The organism is Nocardia barduliensis (genome assembly GCF_013315795.1).
In the GTDB taxonomy this organism is placed as follows: domain Bacteria; phylum Actinomycetota; class Actinomycetes; order Mycobacteriales; family Mycobacteriaceae; genus Nocardia; species Nocardia barduliensis.
This window is the reverse complement of sequence record NZ_JABLTE010000117.1, coordinates 1-20,913: the sequence shown is the minus strand read 5'-3', so window position 1 is coordinate 20,913 and position 20,913 is coordinate 1. Positions and strand designations below refer to the sequence as shown.

The 20,913-nt window shown below is 67.9% G+C and carries 23 protein-coding genes and 1 pseudogene; 14 read left to right on the top strand and 10 right to left on the bottom strand.

Features of this window, described 5'->3' with window-relative positions; translation table 11 throughout:
* From HOV91_RS32850 to HOV91_RS32835, 4 genes and pseudogenes are all read left to right on the top strand, one after another.
* A pseudogene (locus HOV91_RS32850) lies at positions 1 to 209 on the top strand (hypothetical protein); the annotation flags it as partial.
* A gap of 115 nt (positions 210 to 324) precedes the next feature.
* The gene (locus HOV91_RS32845) at positions 325 to 1,365 is read left to right on the top strand and encodes a phosphotransferase (RefSeq protein ID WP_174189148.1); all 1,041 of its coding nucleotides are present in this window, start codon (positions 325 to 327) and stop codon (positions 1,363 to 1,365) included.
* A gap of 62 nt (positions 1,366 to 1,427) precedes the next feature.
* Complete coding sequence (locus tag HOV91_RS32840; RefSeq protein ID WP_174189147.1) at positions 1,428 to 2,165, top strand: FadR/GntR family transcriptional regulator; 738 nt, start codon at positions 1,428 to 1,430, stop codon at positions 2,163 to 2,165.
* A gap of 8 nt (positions 2,166 to 2,173) precedes the next feature.
* Positions 2,174 to 2,890 carry a sterol desaturase family protein gene (locus HOV91_RS32835; RefSeq protein WP_174189146.1) on the top strand — a complete coding sequence of 239 codons (717 nt, stop codon included), beginning with the start codon at positions 2,174 to 2,176 and terminating at the stop codon, positions 2,888 to 2,890.
* A 129-nt stretch (positions 2,891 to 3,019) separates the two neighbouring features.
* Here the strand turns inward: HOV91_RS32835 and HOV91_RS32830 are convergent, their stop codons facing one another.
* Entirely contained in the window at positions 3,020 to 3,574 is a 555-nt protein-coding gene (locus HOV91_RS32830; protein ID WP_174189145.1) for a TetR/AcrR family transcriptional regulator, read from the bottom strand.
* A 119-nt stretch (positions 3,575 to 3,693) separates the two neighbouring features.
* Between HOV91_RS32830 and HOV91_RS32825 the strand changes: the two genes are divergently transcribed.
* The 4 genes from HOV91_RS32825 to HOV91_RS32810 all read left to right on the top strand — a co-directional run bounded on the left by HOV91_RS32825 (position 3,694) and on the right by HOV91_RS32810 (position 8,050).
* Positions 3,694 to 4,446 (top strand): carboxymuconolactone decarboxylase family protein, encoded by a 753-nt coding sequence (locus HOV91_RS32825; protein ID WP_174189144.1) that lies wholly within the window; start codon positions 3,694 to 3,696, stop codon positions 4,444 to 4,446.
* A 138-nt stretch (positions 4,447 to 4,584) separates the two neighbouring features.
* Positions 4,585 to 4,791, top strand: a complete 207-nt coding sequence (locus HOV91_RS32820) for a heavy-metal-associated domain-containing protein (protein WP_174189143.1) — start codon at positions 4,585 to 4,587, stop codon at positions 4,789 to 4,791.
* Between the two features lie 14 nt (positions 4,792 to 4,805).
* Positions 4,806 to 5,759, top strand: coding sequence for a DUF8832 domain-containing protein (locus HOV91_RS32815; RefSeq protein WP_246351282.1), 954 nt, complete (start codon positions 4,806 to 4,808; stop codon positions 5,757 to 5,759).
* Positions 5,760 to 5,803: 44 nt separating this feature from the next.
* Complete coding sequence (locus HOV91_RS32810) at positions 5,804 to 8,050, top strand: heavy metal translocating P-type ATPase (RefSeq protein ID WP_174189142.1); 2,247 nt, start codon at positions 5,804 to 5,806, stop codon at positions 8,048 to 8,050.
* A 141-nt stretch (positions 8,051 to 8,191) separates the two neighbouring features.
* On the opposite strand, the gene HOV91_RS32805 is transcribed toward HOV91_RS32810, so the two are convergent.
* Together HOV91_RS32805 and HOV91_RS32800 are read right to left on the bottom strand one after the other, a co-directional pair.
* On the bottom strand, positions 8,192 to 8,536 hold the full coding sequence (locus HOV91_RS32805; RefSeq protein ID WP_157227054.1) for a hypothetical protein: 345 nt from the start codon (positions 8,534 to 8,536) through the stop codon (positions 8,192 to 8,194).
* Positions 8,537 to 8,641: 105 nt separating this feature from the next.
* A complete protein-coding gene (locus tag HOV91_RS32800) occupies positions 8,642 to 9,505 on the bottom strand; it encodes an NAD(P)H-binding protein (protein WP_174189141.1) in 864 nt (287 codons plus the stop codon).
* An 85-nt stretch (positions 9,506 to 9,590) separates the two neighbouring features.
* On the opposite strand from HOV91_RS32800, the gene HOV91_RS32795 reads away from it, so the two are divergent.
* The 3 genes from HOV91_RS32795 to HOV91_RS32785 all read left to right on the top strand — a co-directional run bounded on the left by HOV91_RS32795 (position 9,591) and on the right by HOV91_RS32785 (position 11,748).
* The gene (locus HOV91_RS32795; protein ID WP_217441399.1) at positions 9,591 to 10,421 is read left to right on the top strand and encodes an AraC family transcriptional regulator; all 831 of its coding nucleotides are present in this window, start codon (positions 9,591 to 9,593) and stop codon (positions 10,419 to 10,421) included.
* A gap of 217 nt (positions 10,422 to 10,638) precedes the next feature.
* The gene (locus HOV91_RS32790; RefSeq protein WP_174189140.1) at positions 10,639 to 11,163 is read left to right on the top strand and encodes a helix-turn-helix domain-containing protein; all 525 of its coding nucleotides are present in this window, start codon (positions 10,639 to 10,641) and stop codon (positions 11,161 to 11,163) included.
* 12 nt (positions 11,164 to 11,175) lie between these two features.
* Positions 11,176 to 11,748 carry a PIN domain-containing protein gene (locus HOV91_RS32785; RefSeq protein ID WP_174189139.1) on the top strand — a complete coding sequence of 191 codons (573 nt, stop codon included), beginning with the start codon at positions 11,176 to 11,178 and terminating at the stop codon, positions 11,746 to 11,748.
* Between the two features lie 27 nt (positions 11,749 to 11,775).
* On the opposite strand, the gene HOV91_RS32780 is transcribed toward HOV91_RS32785, so the two are convergent.
* Both HOV91_RS32780 and HOV91_RS32775 read right to left on the bottom strand, forming a co-directional pair.
* Entirely contained in the window at positions 11,776 to 11,973 is a 198-nt protein-coding gene (locus tag HOV91_RS32780; protein ID WP_174189138.1) for a hypothetical protein, read from the bottom strand.
* Positions 11,974 to 12,017: 44 nt separating this feature from the next.
* Positions 12,018 to 12,287 (bottom strand): hypothetical protein, encoded by a 270-nt coding sequence (locus HOV91_RS32775; RefSeq protein ID WP_174189137.1) that lies wholly within the window; start codon positions 12,285 to 12,287, stop codon positions 12,018 to 12,020.
* A gap of 697 nt (positions 12,288 to 12,984) precedes the next feature.
* On the opposite strand from HOV91_RS32775, the gene HOV91_RS32770 reads away from it, so the two are divergent.
* Positions 12,985 to 14,097, top strand: a complete 1,113-nt coding sequence (locus tag HOV91_RS32770) for a helix-turn-helix domain-containing protein (RefSeq protein ID WP_174189136.1) — start codon at positions 12,985 to 12,987, stop codon at positions 14,095 to 14,097.
* Between the two features lie 167 nt (positions 14,098 to 14,264).
* On the opposite strand, the gene HOV91_RS32765 is transcribed toward HOV91_RS32770, so the two are convergent.
* Together HOV91_RS32765 and HOV91_RS32760 are read right to left on the bottom strand one after the other, a co-directional pair.
* On the bottom strand, positions 14,265 to 15,008 hold the full coding sequence (locus tag HOV91_RS32765) for a lysophospholipid acyltransferase family protein (RefSeq protein ID WP_174189135.1): 744 nt from the start codon (positions 15,006 to 15,008) through the stop codon (positions 14,265 to 14,267).
* A gap of 14 nt (positions 15,009 to 15,022) precedes the next feature.
* A complete protein-coding gene (locus HOV91_RS32760; RefSeq protein WP_174189134.1) occupies positions 15,023 to 15,769 on the bottom strand; it encodes a lysophospholipid acyltransferase family protein in 747 nt (248 codons plus the stop codon).
* Between the two features lie 120 nt (positions 15,770 to 15,889).
* Here HOV91_RS32760 and HOV91_RS32755 point away from each other — a divergent pair, with 120 nt between their 5' ends.
* Both HOV91_RS32755 and HOV91_RS32750 read left to right on the top strand, forming a co-directional pair.
* Positions 15,890 to 16,801: a hypothetical protein gene (locus HOV91_RS32755; RefSeq protein WP_312884853.1), complete on the top strand. Its 912-nt coding sequence runs from the start codon at positions 15,890 to 15,892 to the stop codon at positions 16,799 to 16,801.
* Between the two features lie 42 nt (positions 16,802 to 16,843).
* The gene (locus HOV91_RS32750; protein ID WP_174189133.1) at positions 16,844 to 18,382 is read left to right on the top strand and encodes a Rieske 2Fe-2S domain-containing protein; all 1,539 of its coding nucleotides are present in this window, start codon (positions 16,844 to 16,846) and stop codon (positions 18,380 to 18,382) included.
* Positions 18,383 to 18,436: 54 nt separating this feature from the next.
* On the opposite strand, the gene HOV91_RS32745 is transcribed toward HOV91_RS32750, so the two are convergent.
* The 3 genes from HOV91_RS32745 to HOV91_RS32735 all read right to left on the bottom strand — a co-directional run bounded on the left by HOV91_RS32745 (position 18,437) and on the right by HOV91_RS32735 (position 20,912).
* Positions 18,437 to 18,778: a BP74-related protein gene (locus HOV91_RS32745; RefSeq protein WP_043717710.1), complete on the bottom strand. Its 342-nt coding sequence runs from the start codon at positions 18,776 to 18,778 to the stop codon at positions 18,437 to 18,439.
* Between the two features lie 168 nt (positions 18,779 to 18,946).
* The gene (locus HOV91_RS32740; protein WP_174189132.1) at positions 18,947 to 19,978 is read right to left on the bottom strand and encodes a TlpA family protein disulfide reductase; all 1,032 of its coding nucleotides are present in this window, start codon (positions 19,976 to 19,978) and stop codon (positions 18,947 to 18,949) included.
* A 52-nt stretch (positions 19,979 to 20,030) separates the two neighbouring features.
* Positions 20,031 to 20,912 (bottom strand): DMT family transporter, encoded by an 882-nt coding sequence (locus tag HOV91_RS32735; protein ID WP_312884852.1) that lies wholly within the window; start codon positions 20,910 to 20,912, stop codon positions 20,031 to 20,033.
* Position 20,913: the final 1 nt, after the last annotated feature.

Here is a 20,913-nt window from a genome sequence, read left to right as displayed (position 1 = left end):
CCCCCGACGCGCTCGCCCACACCGCGAAGGCCGTCCGGCTGCGTCGCCGGCTCCTGCTCGACGCCCAGTCGGCCGTCGCTGCCCCGATCGCCGCGCTCCTGTGGATCTATGTCGACGGCGGCGGACTCACCACCTTCTTCGCCGCGTTCACCATCGCGACCGGCGGGTCTATCTGGCTGTCCGCCATCCGCGGCTCGGATCCCACCTGACGGCTGTTCAAGCGACGACCGGTGATTGTTGCCATCGCCAGCTCGGCGCGTGCAGCCTGAGCAGGAAGTGGTCTCATCCCGTTTCGCGCCCTCTCCACCGACCTCAGGACCTCACTTGACCGGCGAAGTCGCAGCTACGCCCGCAATCACGGATCCATCCGCGCTCGAGGCGACACTGCGTTCCTCCGGCCGTTTGCCCTCGGCCGAGCATGTCGTTGACGTGGCGGTACGCGGCCTCGCGGGGTCCGGACTGGTCGGCGAGGTGCAACGTGTCCTGGTCACTTACGACCCACCGGACAGTTCCGGCCCGGCGTCGCTGATCTACAAGAAATCATCGGACCGATTCGCCGAAAGCCGCGACCTCGCGATGGTGGAACTCGGCTTCTATCAGTATCACGAAGTGCATCCCGCGCCGTTCGATGTGCCCGCGGTACTGGCGTACGGCCTCGACCCGGCTCCCTGGCTCGTCATGGAGGACCTCGGCGACGAAGGCTTCGTCCGCCAGATCGACGGTTGCACTGCGGATCTGGCCTTCCGGGCGATGACGACGCTGGCGAGCGTGCACGCGTGGTGGTGGCGTCGCGAATTGCCCACCGAACTGAAGTGGGCGCTGCCACCGGCGGATTCGCGAGTCGGACAATTCTGCCAGCGCTGGTTGCGTAGCTATCAGGGTGATTGGCCGCAAACGCTGGGACAGGCTCCCGCTCTCGTGGTGGATGGATTCGAGCAATTGGCCGACCTGCTCGCGCCACAGCACCGAACCATCGCGCACGGCGACTTCCATAGTCAAAATATCCACTTCGGTTCGCACCGCTGCACCTTGATCGACTTCCAGTTTCTGCAGCACGCGTCCGGAATGCTGGACGTCGCCCGCTTCCTCGCCACCAGCTTGACGACCGATACCCGGCGGGCGATCGAAGCCGATCTGCTTCGCGCATACCATGACCGCCTCGCCGAACTCGGCGCGGGCAGGACGGATACCGATCAGTGGACCATCGAGTTGCGTGCCGGGTTCTTGTGGAATCTGTGCACGCCGCTCGCGCTGCACGTCATCGGCTTGGAACGCAGCGGAGGCGGATGGCCCGCCCGACTGCCCATCCTGGAACGCTGCGTGGCCGCCGCCGACGACTGGAATGCTCTGGACCTGCTCCGCTGAACCGACGAGAACCTCTGGTCTGACCACTTGACCTTCTGACCAACAAGGCGCACAGTAGGACCATGGCGTTGCAACCTGTGGTCAAGCGGTCGGTGTCGGCGGATGTGTTCGAGCAGATCGCCGCGGATGTGCTCAGCGGCGAGCTGGCGCCGGGGGCGACCCTGCCCAGTGAGCGCCAGTTGGCGGAGGCTCTGGGGGTGTCGCGGCCTGCGGTGCGGGAGGCGCTCCAGCGGCTGGCCGCGGCCGGGCTGGTGTCCGTGCGGCAGGGTGACGCGACGACCGTGCTGGATTATCGGCGCGGCGCGGGGCTCGAGGTGCTGCCCAGGCTGCTGGTGCAGGCCGGGGAGCTGGACCCCGCCGTCGCCCGCAGCATCCTGGAGGCCCGGCTGCACAACGGGCCGAAGGTCGCGGAGTTGGCCGCGCGCCGGATCGGTTCGATCGGCGCCGGCGAGGTTCGCCCGCTACTGGAAGGCTCGGTCGAAGCGCTTGCCGTCGCGGAGGATCCGATCGCACAGCAGCGGCACGCGATGGAGTTCTGGGATCACGTCGTGGACGCGGCCGACTCGATCGTCTTCCGGCTGATGTTCAACATGTTGCGCGCCGCCTATGAACCGGCGCTCGCGGCGCTGGCCCCGATCATGTCCGCCGAGGTGGGCAACGTCGAGGCATACCGCGAACTGGCCGCCGCCATCGTGGCGGGCCGGCCGCAGAAGGCCGCCACCACCGCTCGGGCGCTGCTCGAGCCGGCGACCACCGCCCTGATCGAGGTCCTCGGCGGACCGCCGGTCACGCACAGCTAGGAACCATCATGACCAAATCGAATGCATCCGAACGTGATTCGGTCGAAGCAGACGCCCGCGCACGGGTGCGCAGGGACGAGCGGGCACTGCGCCGGGGACTCACTCTCGGCCAGGCGTTCACGGAATTCCGCCGGCACCCTTCGCCCTGGCTGATCGGAATCACACTGGCGGGCGCACTGATCGCCCGGATCATCGTCGGCGACTGGCAGCCGACCGACCTGCTGGTGCCCGCCGTGATGCTGGCGATGTTCCCGGTGTTCGAATGGGTCGTGCACGTCACCGTGCTGCATTGGCGGCCACGGCGGCTCGGGCCGCTCGCGCTCGACAGCGAACTGGCGCGCAAGCACCGCGAGCACCACGTGGACCCGCGGGACATCCCGCTGATCTTCATCCCGACGAAGACGCTGTCGGTGCTTGTAGTCGTACTCGTCGCGCTGGCGGTGTTCGCCTTCCCGCGGCTGGGTCTCGGGCTGACCTTCCTGATCACCATCACCCTGCTCGGCCTCGGCTACGAGTGGACGCACTACCTGATCCACACCGACTACAAGCCGCAAGGCTCGCTTTACCGGGCGATCTGGCGCAACCATCGCCACCACCACTACAAGAACGAGCACTACTGGTTCACGGTCACCAGTTCGGGCACCGCCGACCGCCTCTTCGGCACCTACCCCGACCCTGCGACCACCGAATCCTCCCCCACCGCCCGCAAACTGCACTCCGCCTGAATCGAACAGGTCACGCGACGGCGAACCATCCTCTGCAGGCCGTCCCGCCCGAGCTCGGCGCGCTGCCATCACGCGCCGAGCCATCGCATCCGGAAGACGCCCAGCGGCCTCGAAGCTCCGCTGCCTGCACTACGCGGCGAGCAGCCGCTGGGCGATGGCGCGGGCACGGGTGGCGGCGTCCGGAGTTCCCTCCCGGACAGCGGTGACGATCGCACCGTCGACCAGCAACGCGAGTTCGGCGGCCAGTTCGGTGGCGTCGGATCTTCCCGCCTCGGTGAGAAGGGCGTTCAGGTACTCGATCACACGGCGCTTGTGCCGATCGGCGACCTGATGCGCGGCGCTCCCGCGATCAGCGACCTCGACCATGGTGTTGATGAACGCGCAGCCGCGGAAATCCTTGCGAGCGAATCGATCCGCCAAAGCCTCGAAGACCGCGAGCGGGCGGGCGCCCGGGTCGTCGGCTTTCGCCTCGACCGATTCCCGCAGCCAGTCCAGCCAGCGACGGTCGCGATCCTCCAGCACCGCGACGATCAGTTCGTCCTTGCTCGCGAAGTGGCGATAGAAGGAGGCGCGGCCCACGCCGGACTCTTGCAGCAAGCGGTCGATGCCGACGGCACGGATGCCTTCGGCATAGAACAGGTCCTCCGCCGTGGTGAGCAAGCGCTGCTTGGCCCGGGTTGCCATGCTGCCACGGTAGCAGAACGGAACCGATCAGTACCGTCCAGCTTGACCAAGTTGGAACCGATCAGTACCGTCCAAATTCGGAACCGATCGGTACCATCTTGTCCGAGCTGGAGGCTTCGATGTCCCGCCTGCCCCTTGTGTCCACCGACTCCGCCGACGCCGAGCAAACCGCGCTGATCACCGAAGTGCAGCGCCAGCTGGGCCGCGTCCCGAATCTCTACGCCGCCATGGCGAACAGCCCGGCCACCCTGCGCGGATATCTGAACCTGCGCGAAGCGCTCGGCACAGGAAAACTCGCCGCCCGCGTTCGCGAACAGCTCGCCTTGCTGGTCGCGAGCGAGAACGGCTGCGACTACTGCACCGCCGCGCACACCATGCGCGCGAGCCGGATGGGTCTCACCGAGCAGGCGATCGCCGACACCCGCGCGGCACACGCCGAAGACCCACACGCCGACGCGATTCTGCGCGTCGCCCGTGACGTGCTCCGCACCCGTGGCCGGGTCGATGACGCCGCGCTCGCCTCGGCGCGTGCGGGTGGCGTGAGCGACGCCGAGTTGAGCGAGATCGTCGGCCACGTCGCGCTGAACATCCTGTCCAACTACTTCAACCACGTCGCGGAGCCGGAACTCGATTTCCCGCCCGTGCCACCGGGGAAAGGCGCCGCGCTGGAAGCGAAATGGCGTGCTGCGACCGAGGTCACCTTGGTCGAGGGCTACTCCCTACTGAACCGTGACGGACAATCCGTGCGCACCGTCGAGGACGTTCGCATCGCGATCGAGGGCGGGTTCTTGCACGTCGCGGTCGCCGACTCCGCCGAAGTGCAGGTGGTTTCGGCTCCCGCGGTCGCGCTCGTGACCTACCGCGCGGCCTGACCTCCCCACCGAGCCCGGTCCGCCCCTGCCGCGGACCGGGCTTTCTCGTGCGCGCCGGGAGTCCCACTTGACATCTTGATACCCTAGGGGGGTACGGTAACCGCAGCAGCAAAAGCCATCGCACGAGGAGAACGATCCATGAGCATCAGCACCGTCAACGTGACCGGCATGACCTGCGGAGGCTGTGCCACTTCGGTCCGCACCGAGATCGGCCGCATCTCCGGCGTCGGTTCCGTCACGATCGACCTCGCCGACGGCCGGGTGACCGTCGAGAGCGCGAGCCCGATCGAGCGCGCCGACCTCGCCGCCGCCGTGGCCCGCGCCGGCTACGCGGTCACCGACTGACGAGGAGCACGCCGATGCACGCGTCCACCAAGTTCGGCGGCTTCGCCCTCGGCCTCGCCGCGGTCTTCGGGATCGCCTTCGTGGCCGGTTCGGTCCTGGGACCGGAGCCCACCGAACCCGCCACCCACGACTCGACAGCGCACACCACAGCGGGCGGAACCAGCTCAGACGCACTACCTGGAGGAATGATGGCGACCGACCGCGGCTACACCCTGCGGCTGGACACCACCCAGATCACCGCCGCCGCGAACGTGCCGCTGCGCTTCACCATCCTGGACAAGGATGGAAACCCCGTCACCCGTTACGTGCGCAGCCACGATAAGGATCTCCACCTGATCGTCGTGCGCCGCGACATGTCCGCCTACCAGCACGTGCATCCGGTGCTCGACGGCGGCGGAACCTGGAGCGTCCCGCTCGACCTCACTCGCGCGGGCGACTACCGGGTGTTCGCCGACTTCACGCCCGAGGGCGGCGACAACCTGACGCTGGGCGCGGACCTCCGAGTGGCGGGCGGTTACGACCCGCAGCGGTTGCCCGCGCCCGCGCGCACGGCCACCGTCGGCGACTACACCGTCACGCTGGACGGCGACGTCGCCCCCGGCCGGGCCTCGAAGGTGACGCTGTCGGTGAGCCGGGCCGGGAAGCCGGTGACCGACTTGCAGCCCTATCTCGGGGCTTACGGCCACCTGGTCGCCCTGCGCGCCGCTGACTTGGGCTACCTGCACGTCCATCCGGAGGGTCATCCGGGCGACGGCGTGACTGCGGCGGGGCCGGGTATCACCTTCGCCGTCACCGCCCCGAGCGCGGGCGACTATCGCCTGTTCCTCGACTTCCAGCACGAGGGCGTGGTCCGCACCGCCGAATTCACCCTCACCGTCGCGCCGGGCACCCCCGGCGTGGACGCCTCGACACACAACGAACACACTGGTCAACAGCAGGCGCCGGACGGCAACGGCCACGGGCACTGACCGACGGCCGTCCGCACCGCGCCGCACAGAACGGAGCACCCACGATGACCACCGCGACACAACCGCCGCCCTCGGGGCAGGTCGAACTCGTGATCGGTGGAATGACCTGCGCGTCCTGCGCCGCGCGGATCGAGAAGACACTCAACAAGCTCGACGGCGTCACCGCGACCGTGAACTACGCGACGGAGAAGGCGAGGGTCGAGGTCAGCGGCGACGTCTCGCCGGACGAGCTGATCGCCACCGTCGAGCAGGCCGGTTACACCGCCGCCCTGCCCGCCCCGCCGAAGCCGCAGGAACCCACTGTCGAGGACGATCCCGCCGCCGCCCTGCGCACCCGCCTCTTGGTCTCGCTGGTGCTGTCGGTGCCGGTGATCGCCATGGCGATGATCCCGGCCTTGCAGTTCACCAACTGGCAGTGGCTCTCGCTGACCCTGGCCGCGCCGGTGGTGGTGTGGGGCGCGCTGCCGTTCCACCGCGCGGCGTGGACCAATCTGCGCCACGGCGCCGCGACCATGGACACGCTGATCTCGATGGGGACGCTGGCCGCACTGGGTTGGTCGCTGTATGCCCTGTTCTGGGGCACCGCAGGCACGCCGGGCATGACGCATCCGTTCGAGTTCACCATCTCCCGGATGGACGGCACCGGCAGCATCTATCTCGAGGCCGCGGCGGGCGTCACCACGTTCCTCCTGGCCGGGCGCTTCTTCGAGGCGCGCGCCAAGCGGCGGGCCGGCGCGGCGTTGCGCGCCCTGCTGGAGCTGGGCGCCAAGGAGGTCTCGGTGCTGCGCAATGGGGCCGAGCGGCGTATTCCGGTCGAGCAGCTGACGGTCGGCGACCGGTTCGTGGTGCGGCCCGGCGAGAAGATCGCCACCGACGGCGTCGTGGTGGAGGGCTCCTCGGCCGTCGACGCCTCGATGCTCACCGGCGAGTCGGTGCCGGTGGAGGTCGGCCCGGACGACGCCGTGGTCGGCGCGACCGTGAACGTGGGCGGCCGGCTCGTGGTGCGCGCCACCAGGATCGGCTCGGACACCCAGCTGGCGCAGATGGCGAAGCTGGTCGAAGACGCGCAGAACGGCAAGGCACAGGCGCAGCGGCTGGCCGACCGGATCTCCGGGATCTTCGTGCCGATCGTGATCGCGCTGTCGGTCGCGACGCTCGGCTTCTGGCTCGGCACCGGCGGTTCGGTGGCTGCGGCGTTCACCGCGGCGGTGGCGGTGCTGATCATCGCGTGCCCGTGCGCGCTCGGGCTGGCCACGCCGACCGCGCTGATGGTCGGCACGGGACGCGGCGCGCAACTGGGCATCTTGATCAAAGGCCCCGAAGTGCTGGAGTCGACCCGGCGGGTGGACACGATCGTGCTGGACAAGACCGGCACCGTCACCGCGGGCAAGATGACGCTGCTCGACGTGGTGCCCGCCGACGGCGAGCGGGCCGAACGGATTCTGGAACTGGCGGGAGCGCTGGAGGATTCGTCCGAACACCCCATCGCGCAGGCCATCGCCAAAGGCGCCAGGGAGCGGGTGGGCGAGTTGAAGCCGGTGGAGGACTTCGCCAACGTGGCGGGTCTCGGCGTGCAGGGCATGGTGGACGGTCACGCCGTGCTCGTCGGCCGCGCCCGGCTGCTCGCCGACTGGTCACAGCACCTCGACGACGACCTGACCCAGGCGATCCGCACGGCCGAGGCCGAAGGGAAGACCGCCGTCGCGGTGGGCTGGGACGGCCAGGCGCGCGGCGTGCTCGTGGTGGCGGACGCGGTGAAACCCACTTCCGCCGAGGCGATCGCCCAACTGCGCGCCCTCGGCCTCACTCCGATCATGCTGACCGGCGACAACCAGGCGGCCGCCGACGCGATCGCCGCGCAGGTGGGCATCGATCAGGTGATCGCGGAGGTGCTGCCGCAGGACAAGGTCGACACCGTCAAGCGGTTGCAGGCCGAGGGCAAAGTGGTCGCGATGGTGGGCGACGGCGTCAACGACGCCGCGGCGCTGGCCCAGGCCGACCTTGGCCTGGCCATGGGCACCGGCACCGACGTGGCCATCGAGGCGGGCGATCTCACCCTGGTGCGCGGCGACCTGCGGGCCGCGGCCGACGCGATTCGCCTGTCCCGCCGCACCCTCGCGACCATCAAGGGCAATCTGTTCTGGGCCTTCGCCTACAACGTGGCCGCGATCCCGCTGGCCATGGCGGGGCTGCTGAACCCGATGCTCGCGGGCGCGGCGATGGCGTTCTCCTCGGTCTTCGTGGTCAGCAACAGCCTGCGGCTGCGCGGCTTTCGCTCCACGTCGGCGTAACGAGGAAACACCGGACGGGACCGCACACGGAGTGCCGTCCCGTCCGGGCATCGCCAGGCGGCTCACTCGTCAGCGCACATGCGCATAACGCCATGGGTGAGAGTACCCCCAGCGCAAGGAAATCCGAAATGGAGATTCCGCTCAGCCGCGCAGCGTGGTGACGGTGACCAGTGAGGGTTGCGTGAACAGGCCGTACACCTCGATCGAGACGCCACCGGTCGGCGTTTCGCTGGCCCAACGGGCGTGCTCGGTAATCCCTTCTCCGAGCATCGCTTTCGCGCCCGGCGACCAGGCGACGGCCACCTGGCTCAGCGCGGGACCGAGGTTCAGGTTCGCGATCGCCGCGGATTCACCGTTGTCGAAGTAGACCTCCGTGCCGCCGGGGAAAGGGTTCACCGCGACCGCGGACGCACTCGCGCCACCGAACGCGGCGGCCGACCCGCCTGCTACGACTGCCACCAAGACCGTCATGACCCGTTGACGCATCCCAATCCCCTTTTCGTGTAAGCACACCGGCCGTCCGGCCGGTCATGTCACCCTTGCGGAGCATGCACCATTCAGCAATTCGATGTGATGTCAATCACAGATAGCCTACGGTGCGCTCTGCACGGTCACGAACGCATTCGCATGATCCGCTGCCCATTCGGCGAAACTCCGCGCCCGGCCGAGAATTCGGGACACGTCCTCGGTGACGATCGCGTTGTGTCCCGCCCGCACATACGCCTGCCCGGCCAGCGCCCCGTCCACGAATTCGACGGACATTCCGGACGCGAGCATATGTGCCCGTGCTTCGGTTTCGGGAATATCGATGACGTCCACCGGGTGGCCGGCCACCGTGGCCAACGTGGCCGCCAGGTCATGGGTGGTGCGCAGCTCCGGGCCGGTGAGAGTGTAGATCCGGCCCGCGTGCTCGGCATAGGTCAGCGCCGCGACGGCGACCCCGGCGACATCGCGCGGATCGATGACCCCTTGAGCGGCATCGCCGGTCATGTTCGGCACCGGCTGCCCGGCCCGGATGGCGTCGGCCCAGCTCAGGGTGTTCGAGGCGAAGGAGCTGGGGCGCAGGATGGTCCATTCGACGCCGCTGTCCCGCACGGCCTGCTCACCGGGCAGATGCCAGGTGCCCACGCGGCCCAGTTCGGTGTCCCCGGTGCCGATGGCGGAGAGCTTGACGATCCTGCCCACTCCTGCGTCGCGCGCGGTGGTGATCAGCGCGCGGTCGGCTTCCGCGTACTCCGGGCCGAGCACGCCGACGATGAACGCCGCCTGCGCGCCGGTCATCGCCGCCCGCATGGACGGCAGGTCGGCGTAATCGCCTTGTACCACTTCGACGCCCGCGGGCACTTCGGTCCGGGCCGGATCTCTGGTCACGGCGCGGACGTGTGCGCCGCGGTCGGCGAGCTGGCGGACGATTTCACTGCCGATGGTGCCGGTCGCACCGGTGATCACGATCATGAGGACCACGCTGCCGGGCATTCGCGCAGGTCTCTAGGAAATTTCGGCACACCTGCCCAGGGCGCGACTGCCTACAGTGGAGGCGGTGACCACCCTGCTGCGCCCGCCGTCCGTCGTGACCGCCGACCTGGTCGAGACGTCCGAGCCCGCGCCGGAGTCGCTGCGGCCGTGGTTGGCCGAACTCGGCCGCATCCCGACCGTGCTGGATTTGACCGATCCGTTCGCGCACATCCCGCAGGCGGCGACCACGATCGTGCTCCGCGCCGAGCGCGGGGAGGTCGATGACACCCGGGTCGCACTCGTCGTGGGGCCGCAGACCAAGGCGACCTACTCGCGCGCGAGCAAACCCGCGGGCTGTGTCCGCCTGCGACTCGCGCCCGGCGCGGTCCGTGCCCTGCTCGGCATCCCCGCCGCGGACCTCACCGACCGTGTGACGCGGTTGGACGACCTGCCGGGTCCCGTCGCCCGCCTGTCCGCCGAATTGGTCGAACTCGATCACGACGAGGTCGTGCCGTATCTCGAGAACGAACTGCCGCGCCGCATCCCCGACGATCCAGCCCAGCGCACCCAGCGCAGGTTGCTCGCCACCGCCGTAGCCGCCATCACCACCGACGAGCCCCTTTCCGTCGCCGAGCTGGCCACGCGCCTCGCGGTGAGCGAGCGGCAACTCCGCAACATTTTCGCCAGCGGAATCGGCGTTTCCCCGAAACATTTCGCGCGCATCGATAGAGTGCGCCGGGTCCTGTCCCGAGCCGAAGACATGCCGCTGGCCGACCTCGCCACCGGAACGGGTTACTACGACCAGTCACACATGACAGCCGATTTCCGCAGTCTGATGGGCGTGCCGCCCACGTCGTTCCTGCGCGGCGAGGTACCCGATCCTTCCCCGTGCCGCGCGCTCACCCGCCTTCGTTGATCGGGGGCGCACCGAACGATCGGAACACGAACGTTCGTGCCCGAGGCACTGTGTCGTTCGCAGAGTCGACCAGGCCCGTAGGACCTCGCTCGAGAGCGGGTTCCGTGGTCGAACTGTGTCCATAACGTCTCTCGACATCGCATCGAAGTCGTGCGATGCTATTCGAAAGATTCGAAACGTATTGCGGAATTTTCGGAGCGAGCAAGGAGGCGCCGACATGACCTCGTCGGTGGAAGCGCGGACGTTCGTGCCGGAACACCCTCAGGAGCTGCCTTCACTGCTGAACTTCCTGAGTTCGCATGCGATCTCGCAGGGGCCGCGCCCTCTGGTGCGCTACGCACTGGTCGGGGCCAGTGAACGCGACCGAATCGAGTTGCCGCCTGAAGTGCACGAGGCGCTGGTACAGGTGGTCACCGCGATGCAGGCCGGTAAGGCCGTGACCGTCGCTCCCCGCAGCATGACGCTGACCTCCCAGCAGGCAGCCGACCTGCTGGGCATCAGCCGACCGACGGTCATCAAGCTGATCGAGCGCGGCGAACTGCCCGCCGAGCGCATCGGCTCCCGCCACCGTCTGCGGCTGCACGACGTTCTGGAGTACCAGCAAGCGCGCAAGCTCCGGCAGTACGAGGCAATCGAAGCGACCGCGGTCGATATCGACACCGAGGACGATCCCGAAGTGGTGCGAGCGCGGCTGAAAGAGGCACGCCGTGCGGTGGCGGCACGGCGACGGGCGCAGAGCTGAGAGAATCACCGTGTGTTCGCGGTAGTGCTCGACACCTGTGTGCTCTATCCCAGCCTGCAGCGGGACTTCCTGCTGTCGCTCGCGGTCGAAAGTCTGTACCGACCACTATGGTCAAACCGCATTCTCGAAGAGGTGGAGTACACCGAAACCGCGAAACTTGCCGCACAGGGTGTAGTTCAGGACGAGGCCGAGCGGCGGGCACGTCGGCTTGTCGAGACGATGCGGGCGGCGTTCGATGATGCCCTGGTCCGCAATTGGGAACCCCACGAGGGAACCTTCGGGCTTCCCGATCCCGACGATGAGCACGTGCTCGCCGCCGCCGTCGTCGGCGGAGCGGGCGCGATTGTCACCAGCAATGTGAAGGACTTCCCGGATACGCGGCTGCCGCCGCACCTGCAAGTAATCGAACCGGCGCCATTCGCGGCAGACACGGTATCGACGGCTCCTGAGACCGCTCTTCGGGCATTGACGAACCTGACCCGCCGTTACCGCAACCCGCCCCAATCGGTCGACGAACTGCTGATCATCCTCGAGAAACGCTACGACATGATCGAAGCTGTCGAAATGATGCGCCACGTCGGCTGACCGACCTGCCTTCGCGGAGCAATGTGCTCACGAGCCTCCGCGCACAGGACACGAGCGCTCGCAATACAAACGCTCGCACGGCAGACGGGGCAAGCCCTCCGCACCGTCCGGGAGGATCTCCACCGCGTTGGGGTAGTGGGCGTGCCGCCATTCCCGTGCGAACGTCATCGCCGCCACCACGCAGGCGGCGAAATCCAGCCGGAGACCGTGCAAGAACACGCTCACGTGGACATCCGTCTCCGACGGGTTCGAGGTTGAATCACCGCACATCAAGCACCCGATTCTGTTGGCGCCGTGAATTGCTCGCCTCCGGCCGCGTTCGTTTCGGCGCGGCGGAAGTATCGGTAGTCCTCGCGGCTGACGATCACCGCCGCGACGAGCGTCGTACAGCTGAGGAAATCGCAGTCGTGGTGCAGGTCGAGCGCCTTCCGGGCGTTTTCCGGAGTGGAGACCGCCCAGTGCGGGTTGTCGTGCGCGAGCCGGGATCGCAGCTCGGCAGCGCGGAGAAATCGCCGAGCGCGGATTTCGTCATCCGGCATGGTAGGCCACTCCCGGCCCCCGCCGGGTGCGCGGCATCTGGTCAGCCCAGGCCCGGATAGCCGCGACTACGACCCTGCCCGATGGACGGAAGCTGTTGCGCGGAGGCACTATCCAGTGCCGGATCGCGCCGACCGATGCGGTGGGTGAAGGCAGCGCAATCGTCGCCCCAGACCCAGCGACCGCCACGTCGAGCCGGAACAACTCGCCGAACAACCGCACGTCATCGGGCAGATCAGGCCGGATCAGATACGTCCAGCGTCCCGAAGGGGGTGCCCCACAATCGGCCCCAGCGCAACGCCTCCGCTCTGCATATGCGCCTTGACCGCCTGCCCCAGCCGAGCGGGCATCGTCATAGCCCACACCGACCCGGCCCGCATGACGATCCGCCCGAGTTCCGGCGGGTCGACCACAGCGGGCAGATCACACTCCCGTCGATAGAACAGGCACCGCGACCCTGGAGTGTCGCCACGTTTTCATCTGTACCCCCACTTCCAATCGAAGACGTTCGTCGTGCGTCCGGCTCGGCCTGAGCCGCTCGAAATAGCTCAGCCATTTCGAAGCATGGGTAGCCGGATCCGAAGCAGTGCTTCGCACACCCGCTACCAGGCGCTATGTAGTAATGTCGGTTGAAAAGCACAGGCGGGGAATTGATTTGCCGTCCACAAGATTCCACAGAACCGGGGGTGCGTTGGACCGATGGATAATCCTGGACATCTGCTCAGGGCTGCCCGGCGCAGCCGTGGGGTCAGCCTGGCCGCGCTCGCGGCGAAGACGAATTACAGCAAGTCGCTGCTCGGTATGTTGGAGAACGGGCAGCGCGGTGTGAAGCAAGAGCACATCATCGGCTACTCCCGCGCTCTGAATATCCCGATAAACGCCCTCATGGCACCGTCGCCGGACCCGATCCGTATCGCGCACGAATGGCTGGTAGCGGACAGCGCGCCCAAAACGCATGCCTCCGTCGGTCGGCGGGTCGGCGAGTCACTGGCGACCGAGATGGAACAGCGCGTGGTCGAGCTGCGACACCTGGACGACAGCATCGGTGGCGAGGAACTTCTTCCGCTGGTTCTGCGCGAGTTCGAAAGCGCGCGAGCGGTCATCACGGAATGCAGCTATTCCGATCGAGTGGGCAAGCGACTGCTGATCGTCGCCGGTGAGCTGGCACAACTCGCCGGCTGGGTCGCGAGCGACGCCGGTAGGTACGACGACGCCCAACGTCTGTATCTGAGCGGCGCGGCGGCGGCCGGTGATGCCGGAGACCGCGTCTTGACGGCGCAACTTCTATCGAGTCTGAGCTATCAGATCGCCAACGTCGGCAATCCGTCCGAGGCAGCGCTGTTGGCGCGCACCGCGGTCAAGGGAGCGACGAACGCGCCTCCAATAGTCCGGTCATTGCTCACGGACCGCCTGGCATGGGCCTGTGCGCGCTCGCGCGACCGCGCCGAAGCGGAACGAGCGCTCGATGCGGTGGACGAAGCCTACGATGGCCGGTCACCTGACATTCCCGAGCCCGAATGGGTGTATTGGGTGGACCGCACAGAGATAGACATCATGGCAGGCAGATGCTTCGTCGAATTGGACGATCCAGGAAAGGCGAGTTCGCTACTGTCCGGCGCGATCGAGCAACTCGACGCCGACCGTGTCCGTGAGGTCGCCCTGTATCGCACTTGGCTCGCCGAGTCGTACCTGAAAATCCGCAATCTGGACGCGGCACGGGCCACCATCCGAGAGGCGCGGGAGGCGGCAGACACCGCACACTCCGCACGGCTCGACCGGCGCATTGCCGAAATACAAGCGCTGCTGACTTGAACTGAAAATCGACACTCGAACTTCCCGTTTCCTATGTCGAAGCCTCCGAAGGGCATGCACCGGGACCGCCCGGCGAGCGTGCGCCGTTATCACACGGCTCGACGCTTCCCGATCCGATCGAGAGCACACGCGGTCCTGAACGATCGCGCTCGCGTCGTGAGCGCACGTCAGCGCTCCTTTGCCCGACGTCTGCGCTCCATTTCCTCGCGTTCCAGAACCGCCGCTCGCTCCAGAGTCGGGGCGGTCCCCCCGAGCCGCGCGGGAACCCAGCGGGCTCCTTCCTGCATCGGGTAGTCGCGCTGTGCGCGGTCCAGGAGTTCGCTCATCCGGGCGCGCATGGTGACGGTCAGTTCCTCGACGGGTTCGGCGGGTGGGATCGGTGCGCCGATGCGGATGTTGATCGGGAAATTGTGACGGCCCAACCTTTTCGGGATGTCTTTGGTCCAGATCCGGTGGGCGCCCCAGATGACCAGGGGAACGATCGGAACACCGGCTTCCACAGCCATCCGTGCCGCACCGGACTTGAACTCCTTCAGCTCGAAACTGCGGCTGATCGTCGCCTCGGGATAGACCACGACCACCTCGCCGCCGCGCAGCGCGATCACCGCGCGGGCGTACGACTCGGCCCCGGCCGTGCGGTCGACGCCGATCGCCTTGCAGTGCTTCATGAGGAAGCCGACTAGGCCGTGCTCGAGTTCGGCCTTCATCATGAACCGGACGTTGCGGCCGGACTTCCGCCCGACCAGCCCGACCTCCATGAAATCGAGGTAGGCCGTGTGGTTCACGGCCAGCACCGCGCCGCCGGAGCGCGGAATGTGTTCTTGCCCTTCGATATCGATCCGCAGACCCTGGGCGACGAAGATGGCGCGGGCCAGGCCGGTGAGCACGTCGTACACCGGTTCCCGCGCCATCACAGCTCCCGTTGCTACCCCGCCGCGTCTTTGCGCGCGGCCTTGGCCTCGGCTTCGGCGGCATCCATCGCGTCCGCCTCCTCCAGGGTAGGAGCGCTGCCGCCGAGCCGGGCCGGAACCCAATAGGCGCCGGGCTCGTGCACGTAGTCTTTCTGCAGGTCCAGCAGCATTTCCTGCATGGTCGAGCGCAGCTTCGCGGTGAGTTCGGCGGCGGGCTCGAACGGCTGGATCGGTTCGCCCACCGCGATCGAGATGGGCGTGTTGGTGCGGCCGAGCCGCTTCGGGAAGCCTTTGGTCCAGACCCGCTGCGCGCCCCAGATGACGATCGGGATGATCGGCACCTCCGCCTCGATCGCCATGCGCGCCGCGCCGGACTTGAATTCCTTGATCTCGAAGCTGCGGCTGATCGTCGCCTCGGGGTACACGCCGACCAACTCGCCGCGGCGCAGATATTCCACGGCGGCCTTGTAGGAGTCCGCGCCCGCCGAACGGTCAACGGGGATGTGTTTGAGGGCGCGCATGATCGGCCCGGAGATCTTGTCGTCGAAGACCTCCTTCTTCGCCATGAACCGGACGTAGCGCTTCGGGGTGCGTACCGGCAGGCCCGCGTAGGTGAAGTCCATGTAGCCGGTGTGGTTCACCGCCAGCACGGCGCCACCCCGAGCGGGGATGTGTTCATCGCCCTTGACGGTGAACTTCAGACCTTCGATGAAGAAGACGGTTCGGGCCAGCCCGATGATCGTCCGATAGACGGGTTCCACAAGTCCGCTAGCGTAGTCGCTGATCGTCCCCACCGGCAGTTCGCCGCCGTCGTGCGCCGCACCGGAGCGAGGACAGCTGACCAGCCCCAACCGCAAGCCTGAGAGAAGAGGATTGTCGAAGTGGAACGCGCCCGGCCGGCATCGCGTGAATACGACCGCACCGTACGCGATCGGAAGCGGGCCCCGCGCACGCGCGCCGCGCTGATCGGCGGCCTCGTCCTGTCCGGAGCGGTCGCGCTGACCGGCTGCGACTCCGTCGTCGGCATTCCCGACGAGAGCGCGCCGCAGGCCGCCGTGCGCACCACGCCCCCGGCCGCGGTCCCGTCGGCGGCCCCGCCCAGCACCTCGGCGCTGCCGCCCGTCCCCGCCGACGCCCCACCGGTCGGCGAGGTCGCCGGGCTGCCCGCCGCCGCGCCCGCGGTGCAGCGCTGGGCAGCCGACTTGCGGTCCCGCACCATCGCCGAACTCCAGAAGAAGTGCTGGACCATCGCGCCGAAGAACGTCGCCGACATGTACGGCGACCCCCGGTCCGTCCTCGACGTCTTGGCGCAGCCCGGTACGGCAACCGAGACCACCGTCGTGTGGGCGAACTCGACCACCACGGTCGCCGTCGATCGCGCCGAAGTCGCCACCGGCTACGCCTGCCCACGCGTCGCCACGGCGGGCGCGGAAATCGCCTACAACGACGCCGACGCCCGCCACACCGTGCGCCGGTACCTGTCCCGCTTCGTCGGCACTCCGCTCGACCCCGCCGACAAGGAGGGCGACTACCCTCTGATCTGTAAGGCGTCCCCGGCGACCTGGGACCCCAAGGGCACCGGGCGTCCGAGCCCCGCGCCGCTGGCGAACAACCAGGGCGTGCTCACCGGGGCCACCGAGTTCGCCGACCAGCAGATCCGGTCGGAGCAGGTGAACACCGACTACATCGCGGTGCTGGTGCCGGTGACCAACTCCGCCGGTGTGACGCAGACCCGCACCTTCACCTTGCGATCCGGGCCGGAGGGCTACTGCATCGGCGACATCTCGCCGTAACTACTACCCTGGTTGGCTGGTAAACAGCAGGAGGAGCAGCTAGTGCAGATCACCAGCGTCGGACACGCCGGATTCCACATCCGTACCGCGGCCGGGTCGATCCTTTGCGACCCCTGGGTGAACCCCGCGTACTTCGGTTCCTGGTTCCCGTTCCCCGACAACACTCGGCTGGACTGGGACGAGCTGGGCGCATGCGACTTCCTGTACGTCTCGCACCTGCACCGCGACCACTTCGACGCTCGGACGCTGGCCGAGCACGTCGACAAGGACGCGACCGTGCTGCTGCCCGACTATCCGGTGCCGGACCTGCGGCGCGAACTCGAGCAGCTGGGCTTCCACAAGTTCTTCGAGACCGAGGACTCGGTCAAGCACACGGTGACCGGCCCGGGCGGCGACCTGGACATCATGATCATCGCGCTGCGCGCGCCCGCCGACGGTCCGATCGGCGACTCGGGCCTGGTCGTCTCCGACGGCGAGACCACCTGCTTCAACATGAACGACGCCCGCCCGGTCGACATGGACGTGCTGCACGACGCGTTCGGCCACGTGGACATCCACCTGCTGCAGTACTCGGGCGCGATCTGGTACCCGATGGTCTACGACATCCCGGCCCGCACCAAGTCGAATTTCGGCAAGCAGAAGCGGCAGCGCGGTATGGACCGCGCGCGCAGCTACATCGAGCAGGTCGGCGCGACCTGGGTGGTGCCCTCCGCCGGTCCGCCGGTGTTCCTGGACGACGAGCTGCGCTACCTCAACGACGATCGCGGTGACGAGGGCAACATCTTCCCGGACCAGAAGGTGTTCCTCGAGCAGATGGAAATCCACGGCAACAAGGGCGGGATCCTGATGATCCCCGGTTCGGTGGCCGACGTACGCGGCGCCGAGCTGACGCTCACCCATCCGAGCGACCCCGGCGAGATCTACGACGACAAGGCCGCGTACATCGAGCGGATGGCGCAGCGCCTCGCGCCGGTGCTGGAGGCGGAGAAGGCGACCTGGGAACGCGGCGAAGGCTCCCTGCTGGAGCCGCTGCGCAAGCTGTTCGAGCCGATCATGGCGCAGAGCGATGTGATCTGCGACGGCATCGGCTACCCGGTCGGCTTGGTGATCGGCGAGGAAACGATCGTGCTGGACTTCCCCAAGCGCACCGTGCGCGAGCCGGTCGAGGGCGAGGGCCGCTACCGCTACGGCTTCCGCATTGCGCCGGAGCTGGTGCGTACGGTGCTGCGCGACCGGGAGCCCGACTGGGTGAACACCATCTTCCTGTCCACCCGCTTCCAAGCCTGGCGCATCGGCGGGTACAACGAATTCCTGTACACGTTCTTCAAGTGCCTCACCGACGAGCGGATCGCCTACGCCGACGGCTGGTTCGCCGAGGCGCACGACGATTCCGCCTCCACCGAACTCAGTGGCTGGGAGGTGCAGCGCCGCTGCCCGCACCTGAAGGCGGACCTGTCGAAATTCGGTGTGGTGGAAGGCAACACCCTCACCTGCAACCTGCACGGCTGGCAGTGGGATCTGGCGTCCGGACGGTGTAAGACGTCCAAGGGCCACGAACTGCGCTCGCGCAAGCTGGACTGAACCGAACTTCCGGCCGGTGATTCCGCACCGGCCGGAAGCGATGCCGACTGATTGCTACCGGTCGGCAACCTCGCGGGTCAGCTTCGAAGACCACGGACACCAGAAGCAGCCCGGCAGGAACGCGCCGCACGCCTCGTCCAGATGGTCGTTGACGTACATGATGCTGGCGTCGCAGACCTCGATCGCCATGGTGAAGAAGGTGATGGTGTCGGGGTCCAGATGGAAGTCCCAGCCCGGGTTGTAGGGCGCCGGCATCTTCCGGATCCGGCCCATGACGTGCACAGACATCTGCTCGTCACCCGACAGGATGCGGCGGGCTTCCTGGATCCGCTGTTCGTTGGTCAGCTGGATGATGAACTCTTTGCCGGAGTAGTCGGTGAATGCGAAGAGCGCCATGTCTTTCCCCTCTTGTCGATGGGTCTGGTTCGATGGATGGCGAATTCCGCACCGGTGCGACTCGATCCTATCGGCGCACGACCGGGTATTTGCTGAGAATTTGCTAACCAGCGCATAACAGGTCTTCGGTCGGCCGCGCGGCGACGAGAAGGAGGGAGGGCCAGGAACTCAGCGGGATATCCCGGCCGGAATCCCGTTGTAGGCGGGAGCCGGAGTGCGGCCTACCGCCCGCACCGTCCTGATCAACTCTCGGATCGCGATACCGCCCCTCGCCACCGGCGCGGCGACGCGTCCGTCAGGGTCTATCAGCACCGCAGACGGGGTGCCACGCACGCGATAGCGCAGAGCCGCCTCGTTGCCCTGCTGCACCAGCGACGGAATATCGCCCAACCCGTTCTCGACGCCCCACGCGGCTTGTTCCGCCGCGTCGCCGTTGCCCACCGCCACGATCGCCAGCGCGTCGCCGGTGCGCGCGTGCCAGCGGGGCAGTTCCCTGGCCAGCGCCGCGCACAGCTCACAACCCGGGTGCACGAAGACCAGCAGTACCGAACGTCCTCCGGTCAGCAGAGCCTCGAGCGTGGTCTTCGCTCCCGTGGCGTCGAACAATTCGAACTCGGGCGCCACCGCGCCGACCGGCAACCCCTCCGCGCCCAGCGTGGACAGCGCCTGCTCGTCCACCCGGCGGCGCAAAGTACGGAACTGCCCGATGAGCCACACCAGCACCGCCACCAGCGCGGCCACCACCGAACAGCCGATCACGTGGTCGGCGGGCAGGCCGATCGGCACCCGCGGATACCTCAGCGCGCCGATATCCACAGCCAAGGCCAGCGCTGCGAGGGCACCGTTGCGCACCAGCGTCTTCGGCCCGATCGGCGCGGCACTCGCACCGCCGAAACACGAACACGAGGGCCGCTCGCCGCGGCGCAGCAAACGCACGACGGCCGCCGTGAACACGGCGAGCAATGCCAGCGCCGCCACGGCGGCCAGCCCGGAAATCCAGGGAATCACCACGGCCACCGCGATCATCGCCTCGATGAGCGGCAATCCCCAGGCCACCGCAGGCACCCAGCGCAGCGGCACGCCGAAATCCGCCACCGCCTGCCGCGTCGCGCTCCGATCCGCCAGCTTGCCCCACGCCGACAGCCCGAACACGACACACAGACCCAGCCGCGAAGCCCACACCCCGTATTCGATCAGCATGAGCGCACCATTCCACACTTATGCGCTTCGAACATGAATGGCCGGGCGAGTGTCAGGCCTGTGATCTAGTGGCGACGACGACCGCGACGATGGTGAGCAGGCAGCCGACGACCGCGGTCACCGACAGGCCGGCGCTGGTCGGGGTGAGCACATCGAGGATCAGGGAGGCCAGCAGTTGGCCCGCCACCGAGGTGAGGCCGAGCAACAGGACGCCGATCCAGCGGACCGTGAGCGCGGCCAGGGCGATGAACGCGACGCCGATCAGCCCGCCGAGATAGAGCCACGGCTCGGTGGGGAACTGCGCCGGACCGCCGGAGGTCACCACCACCGCGGCCGTGAGGAGCGACAGCGCGGCCAGGCCCACACAGAAATTGACCGTGGCCGCCGGGATGGCTCCGCCGACCGCGCCCACCTTGCCGTTCACCGCCTGCTGCCAAGCCAGGCCGATCCCGGCCAGCGCGGGCAGGACGATCAGCAGAGCGGTCGGAGTGCCGCGCAGCGCGTCGGGCACCGATAGACCCCCGGTGGCACGGGTTTGACCGAACCCGGCGACCAGCACCGCGACCACACCGAGCGCCGCGCCGGCCAGACGCACGACCGTGATCGGCGTGCGTCCACTCGGACCGAGACCGAGGCGGTCGACGACCAGACTGCTGAGCAATTGACCCGCGACGGTCGCCACCGTGAACGCGGTGACGCCGATGGCCGCGACGGTCAGCCCCTGGCACGCGACGAAGAACGCCCCGCACAGGCCCCCCAGCAACTGCCACGGCCGCAATTGGCCCTCGGACAACGCACCCCGTACGCGGCGCGCCCCTTCCCGAACCCGCCCACTCACCGCGAAAACCAGCGCGAGCACTACCAGCCCGGTGCCGAAACTGATCGTCGCCGCCGCAACCCCATCCTCCAGCCGAGCACCGAGCGCACCGTTGATC